The sequence below is a fragment of the Nocardia coffeae genome (genome assembly GCF_019890715.1).
GTDB classification, from domain to species: domain Bacteria; phylum Actinomycetota; class Actinomycetes; order Mycobacteriales; family Mycobacteriaceae; genus Nocardia; species Nocardia jiangxiensis.
This window is the reverse complement of the sequence record NZ_JAINZY010000002.1, coordinates 111216-128755: the sequence shown is the minus strand read 5'-3', so window position 1 is coordinate 128755 and position 17540 is coordinate 111216. Positions and strand designations below refer to the sequence as shown.

Below are 17540 nucleotides of genomic sequence, written 5' to 3'. Positions count from 1 at the left end.
CACCGCGGTCGCCACGCGACCCCACGGCGGCCTCACGACACACCCCGCGGGGTCGCGGCCAGCTCGACCAGACGTCCGAGCCAGTCGATGATCAGCGCCAGCAAGCCGACCAGAATCGCCCCTGAGACGAGCAGTTTGGGCAGGAACAACGTCACCCCGGTCGTGATCAAGGTGCCCAGGCTCGTCGCGCCGATGAACGTACTCAGTGTCGCGGTGCCCACCAGGATCACCAGCGCGGTGCGCACGCCGTTGAGGATCACCGGCACCGCCAGCGGCAGCTCGACCTGGAAAAGCGTTCGCGCGGCGGAGAATCCGATGCCGCGCGACGCCTCGATCGTGCGCTGATCGACCTGACGGAGCCCGACGATCGTGTTCTGCAGGATCGGCAGGATCGCGTAGACGACCAAACCCACGATCGCCGTGCGGAATCCGGTGCCCAGCCAGAACGTGAACAGCACCAGCAGGCCGACCGCGGGCGCGGCCTGGCCGATATTGGCAATATTGACCGCGATCGGCTCGAATCGTTTCACCCCGGGACGGGTCAGCACGATACCCAGCGGAATCGCCACGACCACCACGATCAGCGTGGCGACCACGGTCAGTTTGATGTGCGACAGGATCGTGGTCTGCAGATTGCCCCAGCCCAGCGACGCCTGCTCCGTGGCGGTCAAGGTCGTGGACCGGTACCAGAGGAAATATCCGATCCCGATGACGAGAATCACGACCGGCTCGAACCACACGTCGAGCGGGACGCGGCGCAGCCGGTTCATGACACCTCCGCCGCCGTTCCGGGCTCGTCTTCGGCCGCCGTTCCGGGCTCGTCCTGCGCTACGGTTCCGGGCTCGTCCTCGGCGGCCACGACCGGCGTCGGCGCGGGATCGGTGCCGTCGACGTACGTTTCGTAGGAGGGCTCCTGCTCGTCGGACCGCACGTCGGCGAGCTTGGCCTGGATGGTCTCGGTGACCGACCCGATGCTCAGCGAACCGACCACCGCCCCGCGACCGTCGGTCACCAGCGCGGCGCCCTGACTGGCGGCGAGCATGGCATCGAGCGCATCGTTGAGGGTCGAGGACCGCGCGATCACCGGCAGCCGCCGATCCAGATAGTCCGACACCTCCGGCTTGCTGGCCACCTCCTCGAGCGTGGGCCACGAGCGCGGCCGCCCGGCCTCGTCGACCACGACCACCCAGCTGTGCCCGGCCGCCTTCGCGCGATCGATCACCGGCTGCGAGGGTTCACCGATCCGCGCGGTGACCACTGCGTCGGAGTCGACGTCCCGCACCCGCTGCACGGTCAGATAGGCCAGCTTCGCACCGGATCCGACGAATTCCTGCACGAACGGCGTGGCGGGACTGGTGAGAATCTCCTCCGGGCGCGCGTACTGCTCGATGTGCCCACCCTCGGACAGGATCAGCACCTTGTCACCGAGTTTGGTGGCCTCCTCGAAATCGTGGGTGACGATCACGATGGTCTTGCCGAGTTCGTGCTGAATCGCGATCAGGCTGTCCTGCAAGCGAACTCGCGTGATCGGGTCGACCGCGCCGAACGGCTCGTCCATCAGCAGCACCGGCGGGTCCGCGGCCAGCGCCCGCGCGACACCCACGCGTTGCTGCTGCCCGCCGGACATGTCCTTGGGCAGCCGATCGGCGAACGTCTTCGGGTCCAGCCCGACCAGATCGAGCAGATATTCGGTGCGCTCGGCGATGCGCTTGCGATCCCACCCGAGCACGCGCGGGATCGCCCCGACGTTCTTCGCGACCGTCCAGTGCGGGAACAGCCCCCCGGACTGGATGACGTAGCCGATGGATTGGCGCAACTTGTCCGGAGGTTCCTTGGTCACATCGCGCCCGCCGATCAGGATGCGGCCCTCGGTCGGCTCGATCAGCCGGTTGATCATCTTCAGCGTGGTCGTCTTGCCGCATCCCGATGGGCCGACGAACGCGACGATATGGCCCGCGTCGATCTCGAGGTCCAGGCGTTCGACCGCCGGTGTGTCCTGGCCCCTGTACCGCTTGACGACCGAGTCCAGCGTGATGGACACGCCGGTCACGGTGCGCTCCTGGCCATTCGGAGCGGGCGGTGTGGTCACCTCGTCGGTCATGACGACAATCCCTTTGCGATCGTGAGCCGTCCGAGCAGGACGAGCAACGCGTCGAAGACCAACGCGATCAGGACGATGAGAATGGTTCCGGTCAAAGCCATTTCGAGGGCGTTCGCGCCGCCGAGCCGGGACAGGCCGTTGAAGATCAGCGAGCCCAGACCCGGGCCCAGCACGTAGGCGACGATGGCGGCCACGCCGACGATCATCTGCGTCGAGACCCGGATCCCGGTCAGGATCACCGGCCACGCGATCGGCAACTCCACGGTCAGCAGGATCCGCCATCGCGAAAAGCCGATCCCCTGTGCGGATTCCACCACCGAGGCCGGTACCGAGCGCAGGCCCACGATCGCGTTGCCGATCACCGGGAGCGCGGCGAAGAAGGCCAGCATCAGGAACGAGGGCGTCACCCCGAGCCCGAACGGCACCAGCAGCAGAGCCAGCAGCGCCAGGGACGGAATCGTCAGCGCGACCCGGCTCGAGGTCAGCGACAGCGCCGCCACCAGCGGCAGCCGATAGACCGCGACCGCGATCAGCACCGCGACCACGGTCCCGACCAGAACGGTCTGAAATGCCAGGGAGGCATGCTGATACGTCAGGAATGCCAGAAACTCGCCCCGCCCTCGCACATAGTTCCACAAATTCAACGGAATTCCCCTCGTCGGCCGCGCATCGGCCGGTCGTTACCTGCGCCTGTCACCCGACCCGCAGGTCGTCGAAGACTACTCGATCACGCCCGGGAATGGGTGTACAAGGCATTCCAGGCGATTCGCCGCACTCACGGTAACCACTCAAGCCGCGCGGGTCAGTGGAGCGACCGAGGAGTAATGCCCGGCATCGCCCGCGATCACAGCGCTCGGCACGCCGTCCACACCGACGGGAACCGCGCCGGCGAGCGTGATGCGCGTCAGCCTGCGCTGCTCGCTGCCGTCGTAATCGTCCACGGCGTAGTGCTGAGTGGCACGGTTGTCCCAGATCGCGACATCGCCCAGCGACCAGTCCCAGCGCACGGTGTGCTCCAACCGGGTCACCCGATCCTGGAAAAGCCGCAGCAGCGCAGCGGATTCCGCGCCGGAGACCCCGACGATGCGCTGTGCGAAACCGCCCAGCAGCAGAGCGCGTTCACCGGTCTCCGGATGCACCTCCACCACCGGATGTTCGGCCTCGAAGTAGGTGGATTCGAATTCGCGGCGATACTCGCGCACGGTCTCGTCCGGGTGTTCCTCGGCAGTGGCCGCGTAGTCGTACAGGTTGTTGTGGCGCGCGCGCAGGCTCTCGGCCAGCCGCTGCAGCGGTGCGGGCAGCGACTCGTACGCCGCCACCGTCGAGGCCCAGGTGGTCGAGCCGCCGTAGGAGGGCAGCGAAACCGCCCGCAGCACAGAAGCCTTCGGCACCCGGTCGACGAACGTGACGTCGGTGTGCCAGCTGTTGGACCGGCCGAAACGCGAATCGATGGCCAGGCTCTTGGCGCCGGTGGAGGTGACGGTCGGATGCGGGGTGGTCGGCTCGCCCAGCAACTGCGCGAACTCGTACTGTCCGTCCTCGCTGAGCTGCTGCTGGCCGCGGAAGAAGATCACCTTGTGCTCGTGCAGTGCCGCGCGGATGCGCGCCACGGTGGCCGGGCCGAGCTCGCCGCCCAGCCGCACCCCCTCGATGCGAGCGCCGATGTGCGCACCGAGCTTGACCACCTGCACGCCGGTCCGGCTGCCGGCTGTGTCGTCGACGGGCATGGTGTGGCCTTTCGCTCGAACCTCGGGATCGGATCAGAGGAAACCACCCGCGGCTCGCCCGGACCAGCATTACGGTCACCGGGATCCGAACACTCCCGCCGTCGGGCGGGCGTTCCGGGTTGGCATGCGATTCTCCGGGGGTCCGGAACTGTTGCTGATCGTCGTGTCAGCGCCACTCCGGCGAGGTTTTGCATGGCTCTTTGGGGTGTGTAGCTCTGCGGCTCCGTGTTGCCGATGCGCAGGGCGAGTGCGAGCGTTTCTGGTGCGGATGCCGTCGGGTGGTTGCTATCGGACGGTGCGGGGTATGACGTGGTGCCTGTCGCGCACCGGTTCTCGAGGGAGTTGCGTTTCGGGCGGGCGGCGCGCGATGCCGGCGCCTGCGAAGGGCTGGGTTTTTGCTCGGCGGAACCCGCGAATCGCGTCGACGGGCCGCACCGTGTAGCCACTGTTTCAGCGATCTGATTACCCGCAGTTCATCGCATGTATTTGCCTGTTCCGCCTCAGCTTGGCTAACTATTAGTTAAGAATCGTTGGGTGGGCTGTGTTCGATCCTTGGGTGTGGCGCGCGGAAGCCGGAGTCAGGTAACCGAACTCGGGCGGAACGGGCTCGGATCGCAACCCGGGTCTTTGTGCGCACGTTCGCGTGATTTGTTCGACCGCCTCGCCCGGGTGCCTTTGTCGGCGCCGGCACCACGAATCGACCGCAGTGGCACCATCGTCATCCCGGCCCGACAAGGGAGTTTCGTGTCATGACGCAACTCAGCGGCACCAGTTCGACCGTATCGTCCCGCACGACACCGGCCGCCCGGACGGACCGCGACAGCCTCTTCCAGCAGCCGGCACCACAGGGCGCTCGGGACCTGGGTGGTGTGCCTGTCGATACGGTGATGACGACCGAGTTCGCCAGATTGCTCGCGCGGGACGTCTACGTGTGGGGGTGGCCGGTCGTCAACGCTTTCCACCGTCGTGCGTCTTTCGCGTCCGCACCCGAGCCCGGGCTTGTCGGTGGCATCCTGCCCGCAGCTCCGCTGGGGCATACGGCGATGTTGACCGGGTATATCGACCCGGCTCAACGCTGGGTTGCCCACCCGAATCAGGACGTCGTCTACGGCTTCGGCTATGGCGCGGTCGATGACGACCCGGTCGTGCTGCAGGTGCCCGACTTCGGTGACCGGTTCTGGGTCTACGCCGTCTATGACGCCCGCAGCGAGGAATTCTCCCGATTGGGACGCCAATATGGCACCGAACCCGGTAACTACCTCATCATCGGACCCCAGTGGGACGGCGAGGTGCCCGACGGGATCTCCGGTGTGCTGCGCGCACCCACCGAGCTGGTCGCGATCGGCCCCCGAGTATTCCTCGACGACACCGACACCGACCGCGAGGCCATCCAGAGCACCCTGAACCAGGTCGTCGTCTACCCCCTGAGCACCTATACCGGCCAGGCCAGAACCGTCGACTGGCGCACCATCCCGCACTTCCCCGCCGCGGAGACGACCACAGGTGAGACACACTGGGTCGACCCCGGCACCTTCTTCGATGAGCTCCCCGAGATCCTCGACCGAGTTCCCGCGCTGCCGGGTGAGGAATCCCGATACGCCATGACCCGGGCGTTGCTGGCCGCCGCCGCCGCGGACCCCGACATCGCCACAGCCATCGCACAAGCCGCCGCCGAAACCGAAACCGAGGTCATCGCACCGCTGTTCGAATTTCACACCAATGGGCGGCGCCTGCCCGGCGGCTGGAACACCCCGCCGAACGTGGCGCGCTGGGGCTTGGATTACCTCACCCGGACAGCCACCGCCAAGTCGAACATGTACGTCAATCAGCCCGAGGAAACCCGCTATTTCTTCCTCGAATGCGACGGCACCGGGCAACGACTCGACGGCAACAACGACTACACGATCACCTTCCCCGCCGGGCAGATACCACCCGTCGACGGGTTCTGGTCACTGACCCTCTACAACCCGCAGCACTTCTTCGCCCCCAACGACCTGGGCCGCTACTCCCTGGGAACCAAGAACAAAACCATGCAACTGGACCCCGACGGCTCCCTGACTATCCACATCCAACACCGATCACCCGGCACAGACCGCGAATCCAACTGGCTACCAGCACCATTGGACGAGTTCGAACTCACCGTCCGCACCTACTGGCCCAAACCCGAAGTCAACAACGGCGACTGGACGCCACCACCGGTCCGTCAACAACCATGAACACCTGCAAGCCATGCCCGTTCGCCACCCTGGCCGCTTCGGTGCCGGGGGCCGACCGGGACCGTCCTGGCAGGCAGGCCGTTCGATGACACCGGAGGTGATCCCGGGGTGATTTCCGATGAACTCGCGCGCGATGCGTATCTGTACGGGTACTCGATCGATGAGGCGTACAAGTTCCTCTACGAGACGACAATCCAGCCTGGCGTCGCGCTGAACCGGTTCCAGCTGCTGCGTGATCTGGCCGATGACACCTACACCGCGCACCCGACGATCAACAACGACACTCTGCACCTGCAAGGCTGGTTCGACGTCGGCGCCGAACCGGTCGTGGTCACCATTCCGGACTTCGACCCCGGCCGCTACTGGATCCTGCACACCATGGACCTGGGCCACTACACCAACGCCATGATCGGATCCCGCACCCGCGGCACCCGTGGCGGCCGGTTCCTGTTCGCGGGCAGCGCATGGAACGACACCGTGCCCGACGGTATCGACGAGGTCGTGCGCTCGGAGTCGGACCTGATCAAAGTCATGGGCCGCATCATGACCATCGGCGGCAACGACCTCGCGATCGCCCGCGGGTTGCAGGACCGGTGGACGATCGAAACCCTGTCCGGGTTTCTCGGAGTTCCAGGCCCGGCCCCGATCACCCGCAGCTACCCCGACCCGGCCTCGACGAACTGGCTGCAACGCGTCGACTTCGCCTTGACTCTCGGCGTGATGGCGAGCACCGACGCGAGCTGGCTGTCCCGCTACCGCGATCTCGGACCAGCGCCCGGCACAACCGATTTCACACCCGACCAATACGACGCCGCCGAACGCGGCCAGCGCCTGGGCATAGCCCGCATCCGCGAACTCGCCCCGCAGATGACCAGCAGCGAACAACTCCTGGGCACCCGCGCCGACCTGCAGAACACCCCACGCGACATTTTCGCCGAGGGCACCTTCCTCGGTCAGTGGGGACTACCCCCGGTCGAATCGGTGTATCTGAAAGTCGAGACCGGCTCGGACCGGCTACCCCTCAACGGATCCGGCGGCAAGACCTACCATGCCCGTTTCCTGCCCCCACCGGTCAGCGAATTCTGGTCGTTCACCGTCTACAGCTGCGACAACCGCCTCATGGCCCAGAACGCTCTCAACCGCCATAGCCGCGGCGACCGCACCCTGGTCCCCGACCGGGACGGCTACTACACCCTCGAGCTGGGCTCGAATGCGGAAACCCACGCTGACGACCCGAACTACCTGCCCATCCCAACCAAGGACAGCTACCTGATCCTGCGCATGTACGGCCCCAACCAAGACATCCGCGACGGCAAATATCCGATGCCGACATTCGAGGTGTAGCCGCCGCACAGTTCCCCCGCAGCGGGGATCCGCCTACCTTGCACCATCGACGCCATCGGCGCCAGTTCCTCCACCACACATGTGGCGATCTGCTACAGTTTCCACGAAAGCCACTGAGCTGCAACTATGTTCGCAGAGCCGGGCATCATCTCTCCGAGACCCCAGAGAAGAACGTACCCCATGGGCAGGGAACCGGTGGTGGGCCTGCTGTATCCCACCCCCGACGCGGGCGAGGACGATTTCGCCGATCTCGCCGCCCGGCTCGACCCGGTACTCCGCCTCGAGATCGTCTACATCCCGTGGCCGCACGACGTGGACGATCTGGCCACACTCGACGTCGAGCAGGTCATCGATGCGCTGCGGCGGCTCGGATCGGCGGCGCACCTCGAACAGGTCCTGCCCGGCGCCCTGCACGGCCGCACCCTCGACGCCGTCGCATTCGCGGTCACCAGTTCCAGCTTCCTGGACGGGGCCGAGGCCGTGGACCAGCAGATCCGGACCATCGAGCGCATCGCGCGATGCCCGGCCACCAGCACGACCGATGCGTACCAGCGCGCGATCCGCCGCCTGTCGCTCGACACCGTCTCCCTGGCCTCGGTCTACCACGCCGAGCTGTCCGGCCACTTCGTCGAGCGCGTCCAGGAGGCCGGTGCACAGGTGGTGCGGCGCGTGGACGCTTCGGCCCGCTCGGATCGCGACCTGGCGGCCTGGTCACCGGGGCAGATCACGGATCTCGTGGCGCGGGCCGCGGATCCCCGGGCGCAGGCGATCCTGTTGCCCGAGACCGCACTTCATGCCGAGCGGCTCACCGCAGATCTCGAACGAACCGCCGGATGCCCGGTACTGACCGCCACCCAGGTCACGCTGTGGGCCGCGGCCCAACTCCTGGACCTGCGTCCCGTCGCGCCGGACGCGGGGCCGCTGTTCTCCCCGGGCAGCACCGGCCGTTGATCGCGGATAAGTCCGATGGGGTCGGGAGGCGTCCTAGCGCTCACCCGCACAGTGCGTGGGCGAGCACGCTGCGGACGTCCACAGCCGCGGGTGTGCCGGTGTAGGAGATGGTGACCGCGCGACCGGCCGCGGTGGCGCCGGAGATGGCGGAGAAGCCGCGAATGTCGCCGAGGTGACCGACATACTGTGCGCCGCAGGATAATTGGGTGTATGCGATGCCGAGCCCGTAGGACATGCCGTCACCGTGGCCCATATCGGTCCCGTCGAGCATCTGTCGTAGTTGGGGCCGTGGCACCACCCGTCCGGCCAACACGGCGGTAAAGAACCGGTTCAGGTCGGCGCCCGTGCTGACCAGCGCGCCGGCGGACCACGACAGCGACGGCTCGATGCGCGTCTGGTCGGTGACGATGCCGTCCACGGTGCCGTAGCCGGTCGGATGTGGGTCGCGCAGACCGGTTTCACCGGTGGCCGGCAGGTAGGTGCCGGGCAGGTCCAGCCGATCGAGGATGCGATGGCGGAGTTCATCGGCGTAGCGGTGTCCGGTCACCGCCTCGATCAGCATGCCGGCGACGATGTAGTTGGTGTTCGCGTATTCGAATCGGGCGCCGGGGGCGAACTCTGCGGGATACCGCAGGGCGAATGCGATCAACTGTGCCGGAGTGAAGGTGCGGCCGAGGCGCGCCGCCTCGTAGTCGTTGGTCTGCGCCGAGTCGGGCGGTTGGGGCAGTCCGCTTCGATGACCCAGGATCTCGCGGACGGTGATGACGTGTCCGTCCACGCCGTCACCGGCAAGCAGACCGGGGAGATACGTCTCGATCGGCTTGTCGAGGTCGAGCCGGTGCTCGGCCGCCAGTTGCAGCACGATCGCGGCGGTGAAGGTCTTGGTGATACTGCCGATCCGGACATGCTCGGGACGATCGGTAGGGATCACGGCACCCGTGGCGATATCGGCGCGACCGGACGTCACGACGGTGGACGCGCCGTTTTCGCTGAGCGTGGCAATGGCCCCGACAGCGCCCGAGCGGACGATCGCGTCGAGGTCGCCGCGCACCCTCTCGGCGCGGGCGAGGGCATCCGACGGGACAGCCACCGGCTCGGCCGGGTGCATCGTGCAGGCCGATAGGAGCGCTACGAGTGCGCAGATCGAGAGGGCCAGGGCTCGCATACCCATGATCCGAGTTTAGGAACCTGGGGCCGCGAACACATCGGACCGGAGCACCGGGTGCGAACAACCTTCGGTCGATCAGTACTCGAAGCGATACTGCGGGTCACGTTCGCAGGTCCGGTCGGCGCCGGGGAGGGTGCCGTCAAGCAGATAGGCATCGACGATGTCGTTCACGCACCGGCTCAGGTCGGAGTGCAGGACGCCGTGCACGCGGGTGTCCGCGAGGGTGACCATTCGTGACGCGGTGAGATCGTGGTGCAGTGCGACGGCTTCCGGGTAGGCGGTGCGAGTGTCGCGGGTCGCCTGCAGGATCAGCGCCGGTGTCGAGTTACGCACCACGGTGGGTGGCTCGATCGGGTCCGGCCAGAACGCGCAGGCGGTGATGTTGTTGGCGAACGCGCCGAATACCGGTTGGGTCGCCCGCACACTGTCGATGTTGCGCTGATACCAGCCCAGATCCCGGGGGGCGGCCTTGTCACCGCACTGGACCGCGGCCATACCCGCGGCCTCCAGCGGAACGGGTCCGCTGATCTTCGCCTTCAGCTGTTCCATATCGATCGGCAGCCCGGATACTCCGTCGGATATGGTCCGCACGACCGCGGCGAGGTCGGGGTTCTTGCGCGGATTCGACAACAGCGACAGCAGCATCATCGGCACGGTGTGTTCGTCGATGAGATAGCCGCTGCCGATGACCGGATGTGCGGCGGCACGTCGGATCATGTCCTCGACGAAGGCTCGAACCTGCGGTGCGGTGCGACCGAAGTGGTAGTCGGCGTCGCGCTCGGCCGCCCAGTTCGCCCAGTCGTCGAGCGCGGCCTCGTTGATCGGGCCCATGTCCTGGTACGCGCCGAGCCAGTAGCGGTCCGGGTCCAGGGCGCTGTCCAGCACGATCCGGTCAGTGTGCCGAGGGAACATCTGGGTGTACACCGCGCCCAGGTAGGTGCCGTAGGAGTCGCCGAAATAGTTGATCTTGGGCTCACCCAACGCACCGCGGATGACATCCATGTCCCGGGCGGTGTTGCGGGTGGTGATGAACCGGGCCTTCTCGGGATCGGGCGCGAGACAGGAAGCGGCGAACGCGGCCGCCAGGCTCGCGTCGCGCGCGTAGCCGAAGGCGTCGAAACCCGCCGAGAACAGCATGGTGGGCAGCGGCAGCACACAGTTCATCCGGTCCGATCTGCCGATACCGCGCGGGTCCATGCCGATCATGTCGTAGCGGGCGCGCACATCGGGGCTGAATCGATCCCGGAGATCGGCCATCATGCCCAGGCCCGGACCGCCGGGACCGCCCGGGTTGGACAGCATGACCCCGCGTCGGCGGGCCGGGTCGGTGGCCGGGATCCGCGAGATCGCCACGGTCAGCGTGCGCGCGCCCGGCCGGTTGTAGTCGAGCGGTACGACGACGCCCGCGCACTGCGCCCCCGCACGGTCGAGCGACGCGTCGTTACACGGTTTCCAGTGCAGCTGTTGGTGATAGAACGAGGCCAGCCCGCTCGGAATGTCCTCGACCGGATCGGCGCTCGCCGCTCCGACCGGCACGGTGGTGAATGCGGCGGCCGATATGACGCCCAGTACCAGCCATCGAACCCATCGCATCCGCATCGCATCTCCTGCTCGCAACCTCCGGTGCACATCCCTGATTCCGCACAAGCCATTTCCGAGGTCTCGAAACAGCACCCTACTGACGTTTGCTGAGACCGGCTCCGTCGAGTTGAGATTTATAGTCACATCTTCCACATCTGCCCCATTACGCCATGGTTACGGCTCTGATCATGATGTTTCAACAAGACAGCGAACATGCATGGATCACGGGAGCTTGTAATAGCAAGGTACGCTGGACAATTGCCCACCATGTTCAGGAAAGGCATCTCCGACGCCATCAGCTTAGCGCGGCGAAATTTCTCCCCGCCGGTCCGACCACCCCGATAGCCGCTGAAACTTTTCCGATCAGAATTCGAATTGTTATGCTACCGTGATTTCGCGTCCCAGGATCGGTGCAGGTACACAGAGCCTGCCCGTCGGACAGGCGGACGCGGGAGAAATGATGAAATCCGGGCACAGGTTGCCGACATATCAGGAAAATCCTTCCCACACAGCATGTTCGACTACCGATGCGCTCGGCTCTGCGGCCGACGGCGCACCCTCGCAACCAGCGAAGTGGCGGCGGATCGGCAGGCTGTGGCTCGTGGCCCTCACATTCGCCATGATCACGCTGCCGGCAGCATTGGCGATACCGGCCGCGCAGGCCGCAGTGCTGCCCCCGGCCCAGGATCCCTTCTATGCCGCACCCGCCGATCTCGCGGCACACCCGAACGGCGCGGTGCTCGGAGCGCGGCCGATCTCGCTGCTCGGCCTGCCGGTACCGGTGTCGGCATGGCAATTGCGTTATCGCACAACCGATTCCGAACAGCATCCGCAGCTGGACGTGACCACGGTGCTGGTGCCGCCGATGCCCTCGAACGGGCCGCGGCCGGTGCTGGCCTATCAGGTCCCCGAGAACAGCCTCGACACCCGGTGCGCACCGTCGGCCACACTGCGCGGCGCGGGCGGCGACATCGCGAGCACCATGCAGGATGCGCCGTTCATCGCGGACGCACTGCGTCGCGGATGGGCCGTCGTGGTCAGCGATTACGAAGGACCACAATCCCGGCTCTTCGACGGCGTGACATCCGGGCGGGGAGTCCTGGACGGAATCCGGGCCGCACGGTCCTACCCGGCGACCGGCATCAATGCCGCGAGCCCGATCGGCGCCTGGGGATACTCGGCCGGAGCCTTCGCCACGCTGTGGGCCACGCAGTTGCGTCACGAATACGCACCGGACGTGCGATTCGTCGGCACCAGCGCCGGCGGAATCCCCACCGACATACCGGCCATGGCACAACGCGCCGACGGCGAGGCGGGCGCGATCCTGATCCTGCTCGGGCTGGCCCGCGACGAACCCGGCTCCCGGTTGGCCGACCTGCTGAACAACCGCGGCCAGCATGCGCTGCTCACCGCGGACACCTCCGCCTGCGGCGCGGATCAGGCCAAGCGATACGCCGACGTGCACATCGAGGATCTCGCCAAGGTCCCGAACCTGCTGGCACAGAACGCATTCCGCCTCGCCGCCGCCCCCAATGAACTAGGCCGGACGGCCCCCGACACCCCGATGTACTTGTACCACAGCCTCACCGACGACAAGATCCCCGTCGCAGGCTACAACGCCCTTCTCGGTAGCTACTGCGCACAGGGCGCCAACCTCACCGCGATCCACTCGCTGTTCCCGATGCACCTCGGTGCCGCGGCGGGCGAAGCCATCGGCGCCATGAACTTCCTCGCCGACCGCTTCGCCGGCATCCCACAGGCCCCGGGGTGTGTGGTGCATTGAGCGCCGTGACCGCGAGGTCACCTCAGCAGGCACGCGGCCGAGCGTCGGCATGGACCACGAATTTTCGCGGCGCCGACGCTCGGCCCATCGGCGCCGAGCGGACTTCTCCCCCGCCGCACACCTCGTGCCGGTACAGGGCCAGGAGATTCGCATCGGCCGACAGCGCGGCCACGCTGCCGGTGTGCAGGCGGTCCACGGCCATGTACATCGTGAACGAGGTTTCGTGCTCGATCACACCGAAACCGAAACAGTCCCAATGCAATGCGTCCGGCACCCCGGACCGCACGATCTCGCCGATGGTCGCGCCCTCCGCGGCGTCCTCGCGCACCCGGGCGACCAACTCGACCTCGTCGGGATCGAGCATGTGGCACACGACGCGCTCGTCGGCCTCGACGCTGAGCCAGCTGCGGAACACCTCGTGACGACGGACAAATTCGGTGACCGCCCGGGTCATCGCCGCAACCTGCGGGCGACCGGCGACGTCGAACTCGAGCACGTACAACCGGGCCAACCGGCAGTCGGTCCCGGCCAGCCGGTAGGACGCGCGCATATACCGCTGCTGCCAGCCGGGAACTCGAGCCGAGCAGGCCGGCGTCTCGAGCATCGCCGCACGCGCCGAGGGCAGTACGGCCCAGGTGATCAGGCGCCCGGACCGCGGGCGCCACGCGTCGAACCATCCGAGATCAACCACCGGTACCTCATCTCGCGGACAACCACGGGCCCCGTTGCCCGTGCCTACTCCGTCAAAGTACGACAGCAATCCACTCGCTATCCAGGTGTCGCCGGGAACTCTGTGATCGTGACCAACGATCCGCCGCATCCCCTGAGTCGGATGCCAAACGCGCACGTCACATCCCCGCACGAACGGTGTCAGGCCACCACGCCGTCACGTTCGGCCTCGGCCCACGCGGCGATCATCTCGGCGGTCATCGCGATCGCCTCGCGGCGCTCGGTACTGCTCACCTCGAGTGCCGAGGCGCGCAGCACCGCCGCGAAGCCGGTATTGATCAACACGAACGCCATCACGTCGTAGCGGTGATCGTCGCCCGGTCCGAGCAGCTGGATCACGATCACCTTGGCCAGCAGCCGCAGCCGCGGTTCGAACTCCGGAATACCGCTGCTGTAGAACTGCACCCCGGCCGCCAGTGCGCGCACCAGCGACGCCTTGGCCGCGAGTTCATCGCTCACCGCTTCCAGAACCGACGTGACCTGCTCCAGGATCGGCCTGTCTCCCAGCCCGAAAACCCGCTCGGTCAACCGCTGTTCGACACTTTCCAGCAGCCGCGCGAGCAACTCCTCGACCATGACCGACCGGTCCGCGAAGTACCGGTACACGGTGCCGATGCTGACTCCGGCCTCCGCGGCGATCCGGTTCGTCGAGGTGTTCGCGATCCCCCGCTCCCCGAACAATCGCGCGGCGGTATCGAGCAGGTGCTCCCGCGTCGCCACCGCCCGCTCCTGCGAGGGACGCCGACGCTGCCCCGTCGCCTTCGGCGGCATCGCCCACTCCTACTCGCATCCTGCATCGGCCGACCCGAGCGTCATCGAGTCTAACCCGCCCCTCCCGGACCCCGGTCATCCCCGAAACCGCCTTGCAGCACAGCACCTTCCGCCTCGGCTGCCCTCCTCGGCGTCAGGTGATCCGTTGTTCGGTGAGGTTCGTTCCGTCAGGGCTCGCGGACGTTTGGAACATGCCCGATCTGACATAGCTCAATGCGCATATGCCAATTTCATTGTTTAATACACAGCAACTGCCGATTGGAACGTTCCAGCTAACCCGACGGGAACGTTCGTCAAGCACACGAATCCTCCACTGCCCGTTCAGATTCGACATCGGCACAGCACCCCCTATCCCGACACCACAGCTCGCCCGGCACCCGAACCCCCGAAAGACATCCCGCGCTCACGATCGATCCAACTCCCCCACCGGAGCCGACGGTGACCGAAGTATGACGTCCTCCCACCCCGGGATTTTCCGGCACCGCGCACACGTTGAACAGGTAGTCGACACGAGGAGGTCATGTGGCACAGGAATACAACCGGAACCCGGCTGCGGTCGCGGCGCTCACGCCCGAGCAGTACCACGTCACCCAGGAGAACGGCACCGAGCGAGCCTTCACCGGCGAGTACTGGGATCACCACGAACCGGGCATCTACGTGGACGTCGTCTCCGGTGAGCCGTTGTTCACCTCACTGGACAAGTTCGACAGTGGCTGCGGTTGGCCGAGTTTCACCAAGCCCGTCAGCGCGGATGCCGTGGTCGACACCCGGGATCTGAGCCATCGGATGATCCGCACCGAGATCCGCTCGGTCTTCGGCAACAGTCATCTCGGGCACGTGTTCACCGACGGTCCCCGCGAGGCGGGCGGCCTGCGGTACTGCATCAATTCCGCGGCACTGCGATTCATCCACCTCGACGACCTCGAGGCGGAGGGTTACGGTCCGTACAAGACCCTGTTCACGAAGGAGCAAGTGTGACCGACACGAAGACCGCGATCCTGGCCGGTGGATGCTTCTGGGGCATGCAGGACCTGATCCGCAAGCAGCCCGGAGTGATTTCCACGCGGGTCGGGTACACCGGCGGGCTCAACGACAACGCCACCTACCGCAACCACCCGGGCCACGCCGAGGCGGTGGAGATCGTCTACGACCCGACGCAGACCGATTACCGGGCGCTGCTCGAGTTCTTCTTCCAGATCCACGATCCGAGCACGAAGGACCGGCAGGGCAACGACGTCGGCTCGAGCTACCGGTCGGCGATCTTCTACCTCGACGAGGACCAGCAGCGCGTCGCCCTGGACACGATCGCCGACGTCAACGCTTCGGGTCTGTGGCCGGGCAAGGTCGTCACCCAGGTGACCCCGGCGGTTCCGTTCTGGGAGGCCGAACCCGAACACCAGGACTATCTGGTGCGCTACCCGCAGGGCTACACCTGCCACTTCCCGCGACCGGGCTGGAAACTGCCCAGGCGCCAGGCTGCCGCGCAGTAGCATCTCGATCCGGACGTGCCGTGGGGGCCGGTCCCCCACGGCTTTTCCCGGACAGTGGGGCCGAGTCTTGTTGTGCACAGATGGGCGTAGTACCTTCCAGACAGGTGTCCATCAGCTCATCGAGGAGAAGACCCATGGCGATCGTCCGCACCCTGCCGTCGGCCGACGGTGACCGCCGCCGGTTGGCCCTGGACAGCCCGGTGGATCGCCGGTCCATCGGGGAACTCGAGGTCGAGAACAGCGCCGAGGTGAGCGCCGCGGTCGCCCGCGCCCGCGCCGCACAGCCGGCCTGGGCCGCGCGCAGCATCGCCGAGCGCGCCGACATCCTGCGCGCCGCGGTGGGCGTCATCGTGCGGCGGCGCGCGGAGATCGCCGCGACGGTCCGCGAGGAAACCGGTAAGCCCGAGGCCGAGGCGCTCGGCGTGGAAATCGTCCCGGCCTGCGATTTCCTCAACTACTGGAGCGGGCGCGCCCGCAAGGATCTGCGGGCGCACAAACAGACGCTGCACGGCTATCTGCGCCCGTTCAAGAAGCTGTTCATCCAGTATCAGCCGCTCGGCGTCGTCGGTGTCATCACGCCCTGGAATGCGCCGTTCGTACTGTCGCTCAATCCGGTCGTGCAGGCGCTGCTGGCGGGCAACACCGTCGTGTTCAAACCCTCCGAAGTGACCCCGCGCTCGGGCGAATGGGTGGCCAAGGTGCTGCACGAGGCGGGCGTTCCCGAGGACGTCGTGCAGGTCCTGCGCGGCGACGGCGAAACCGGTGCCGCTCTGGTTGCCGCGGAGATCGACAAGGTCTGCTTCACCGGCAGCGTCGGCACCGGCCGCAAGATCGCCGCGGCCTGCGCCGACCGCCTGCTGCCCTGCACCCTCGAACTCGGCGGCAAGGACGCCATGATCGTGTGCGCCGACGCGGATCTCGAGCGCGCCGCGGCGGGTGCGGTGTACCTGTCGATGTTCAACACCGGTCAGGTCTGCATGAGCGTCGAGCGGATCTACGTGGTCGACAGCGTCGCGGACGAATTCATCCGGCTGGTCACGCAGAAGGCCGCCGAGATCACCTATGGGCCGGGCGATACCGATATGGGCCCGCTGTTCTGGGATCGCCAGATGGACATCGTCACCCGGCATATCGAGGACGCCAAGGAAAAGGGTGCGGAGATCGTCGTGGGCGGTGCGCCCGCAGACGGGGACGGGCTCTACTTCCAGCCGACCCTGGTCGTCGGCGCGCACCACGACATGCAGTTGATGACCGAGGAGACCTTCGGCCCGATCGCGGCCGTCATGCGGGTGCGCGACGAGGACGAGGCCATCCGCCTGGCCAACGAGTGCAAGTACGGGTTGAGCGGGTCGGTCTTCACCAAGGACGCCGCCAAGGCGCGCCGCATCGCCGCCCAGCTGACCACGGGTTCGGTGGTGCACAACGACGCCGCGGTCATCTACGGCGTGCCCGAGGCGCCCTTCGGCGGGCGCAAGGACAGTGGTCTGGGGCACGTCAACGGCACCGACGCGCTGCGGAGTTTCACCCACGCCCAGCCGGTGCTCATCGACCGGTGGCAGCCGAAGCGGGAGAGCATCTGGTATCCCTACTCGGAGAAGACGATTCAGAGTCTGGACGGACTCATCCGGTACGGGTTCGGCAACCGGCTGCTGCGTCGTCTGCTGTCCTGAGCCTGCCGG

Annotated in this window: 15 protein-coding genes; 7 read left to right on the top strand and 8 right to left on the bottom strand. The window is 66.8% G+C overall.

What is annotated here, in order from left to right; genetic code table 11:
• Positions 1 to 32: 32 nt before the first annotated feature.
• The 4 genes from K7711_RS09675 to K7711_RS09660 form a co-directional block, all read right to left on the bottom strand.
• A complete protein-coding gene (locus K7711_RS09675; RefSeq protein WP_222967151.1) occupies positions 33 to 770 on the bottom strand; it encodes an ABC transporter permease in 738 nt (245 codons plus the stop codon).
• A complete protein-coding gene (locus tag K7711_RS09670) occupies positions 767 to 2101 on the bottom strand; it encodes an ABC transporter ATP-binding protein (RefSeq protein ID WP_222967149.1) in 1335 nt (444 codons plus the stop codon). Before K7711_RS09670 ends, K7711_RS09675 begins: the two co-directional genes overlap by 4 nt.
• A complete protein-coding gene (locus tag K7711_RS09665) occupies positions 2098 to 2745 on the bottom strand; it encodes an ABC transporter permease (RefSeq protein ID WP_222967140.1) in 648 nt (215 codons plus the stop codon). Before K7711_RS09665 ends, K7711_RS09670 begins: the two co-directional genes overlap by 4 nt.
• Before the next feature lie 144 nt (positions 2746 to 2889).
• Positions 2890 to 3828, bottom strand: a complete 939-nt coding sequence (locus K7711_RS09660; RefSeq protein WP_222967132.1) for a TauD/TfdA dioxygenase family protein — start codon at positions 3826 to 3828, stop codon at positions 2890 to 2892.
• Between the two features lie 749 nt (positions 3829 to 4577).
• Here K7711_RS09660 and K7711_RS09655 point away from each other — a divergent pair.
• The 3 genes from K7711_RS09655 to K7711_RS09645 all read left to right on the top strand — a co-directional run bounded on the left by K7711_RS09655 (position 4578) and on the right by K7711_RS09645 (position 8339).
• Positions 4578 to 6044, top strand: a complete 1467-nt coding sequence (locus K7711_RS09655) for a DUF1254 domain-containing protein (RefSeq protein ID WP_235746984.1) — start codon at positions 4578 to 4580, stop codon at positions 6042 to 6044.
• A 108-nt stretch (positions 6045 to 6152) separates the two neighbouring features.
• Positions 6153 to 7388 carry a DUF1254 domain-containing protein gene (locus K7711_RS09650; protein WP_222967130.1) on the top strand — a complete coding sequence of 412 codons (1236 nt, stop codon included), beginning with the start codon at positions 6153 to 6155 and terminating at the stop codon, positions 7386 to 7388.
• Positions 7389 to 7568: 180 nt separating this feature from the next.
• A complete protein-coding gene (locus K7711_RS09645; protein ID WP_222967128.1) occupies positions 7569 to 8339 on the top strand; it encodes an aspartate racemase/maleate isomerase family protein in 771 nt (256 codons plus the stop codon).
• A gap of 40 nt (positions 8340 to 8379) precedes the next feature.
• Here the strand turns inward: K7711_RS09645 and K7711_RS09640 are convergent, their stop codons facing one another.
• Both K7711_RS09640 and K7711_RS09635 read right to left on the bottom strand, forming a co-directional pair.
• Entirely contained in the window at positions 8380 to 9510 is a 1131-nt protein-coding gene (locus tag K7711_RS09640) for a serine hydrolase domain-containing protein (protein ID WP_235746983.1), read from the bottom strand.
• A gap of 72 nt (positions 9511 to 9582) precedes the next feature.
• Positions 9583 to 11100, bottom strand: a complete 1518-nt coding sequence (locus K7711_RS09635; protein ID WP_222967126.1) for an alpha/beta hydrolase — start codon at positions 11098 to 11100, stop codon at positions 9583 to 9585.
• 589 nt (positions 11101 to 11689) lie between these two features.
• Here K7711_RS09635 and K7711_RS09630 point away from each other — a divergent pair.
• Entirely contained in the window at positions 11690 to 12871 is a 1182-nt protein-coding gene (locus K7711_RS09630; protein WP_222967124.1) for a lipase family protein, read from the top strand.
• A 22-nt stretch (positions 12872 to 12893) separates the two neighbouring features.
• Here K7711_RS09630 and K7711_RS09625 read toward each other — a convergent pair whose 3' ends face one another.
• Entirely contained in the window at positions 12894 to 13562 is a 669-nt protein-coding gene (locus tag K7711_RS09625; RefSeq protein ID WP_222967122.1) for a hypothetical protein, read from the bottom strand.
• Between the two features lie 179 nt (positions 13563 to 13741).
• The gene (locus K7711_RS09620; RefSeq protein ID WP_222967114.1) at positions 13742 to 14371 is read right to left on the bottom strand and encodes a TetR/AcrR family transcriptional regulator; all 630 of its coding nucleotides are present in this window, start codon (positions 14369 to 14371) and stop codon (positions 13742 to 13744) included.
• 522 nt (positions 14372 to 14893) lie between these two features.
• Here K7711_RS09620 and msrB point away from each other — a divergent pair.
• The 3 genes from msrB (at position 14894) to K7711_RS09605 (ending at position 17531) form a co-directional block, all read left to right on the top strand.
• The gene (gene msrB / locus K7711_RS09615; RefSeq protein WP_222967112.1) at positions 14894 to 15349 is read left to right on the top strand and encodes a peptide-methionine (R)-S-oxide reductase MsrB; all 456 of its coding nucleotides are present in this window, start codon (positions 14894 to 14896) and stop codon (positions 15347 to 15349) included.
• Positions 15346 to 15861 carry a peptide-methionine (S)-S-oxide reductase MsrA gene (msrA, locus tag K7711_RS09610; protein ID WP_222967094.1) on the top strand — a complete coding sequence of 172 codons (516 nt, stop codon included), beginning with the start codon at positions 15346 to 15348 and terminating at the stop codon, positions 15859 to 15861. The genes msrB and msrA overlap by 4 nt, the downstream gene beginning before the upstream one ends.
• A 134-nt stretch (positions 15862 to 15995) precedes the next feature.
• Positions 15996 to 17531 carry an aldehyde dehydrogenase family protein gene (locus K7711_RS09605; protein WP_222967085.1) on the top strand — a complete coding sequence of 512 codons (1536 nt, stop codon included), beginning with the start codon at positions 15996 to 15998 and terminating at the stop codon, positions 17529 to 17531.
• The last annotated feature ends 9 nt before the right edge of the window (positions 17532 to 17540 follow it).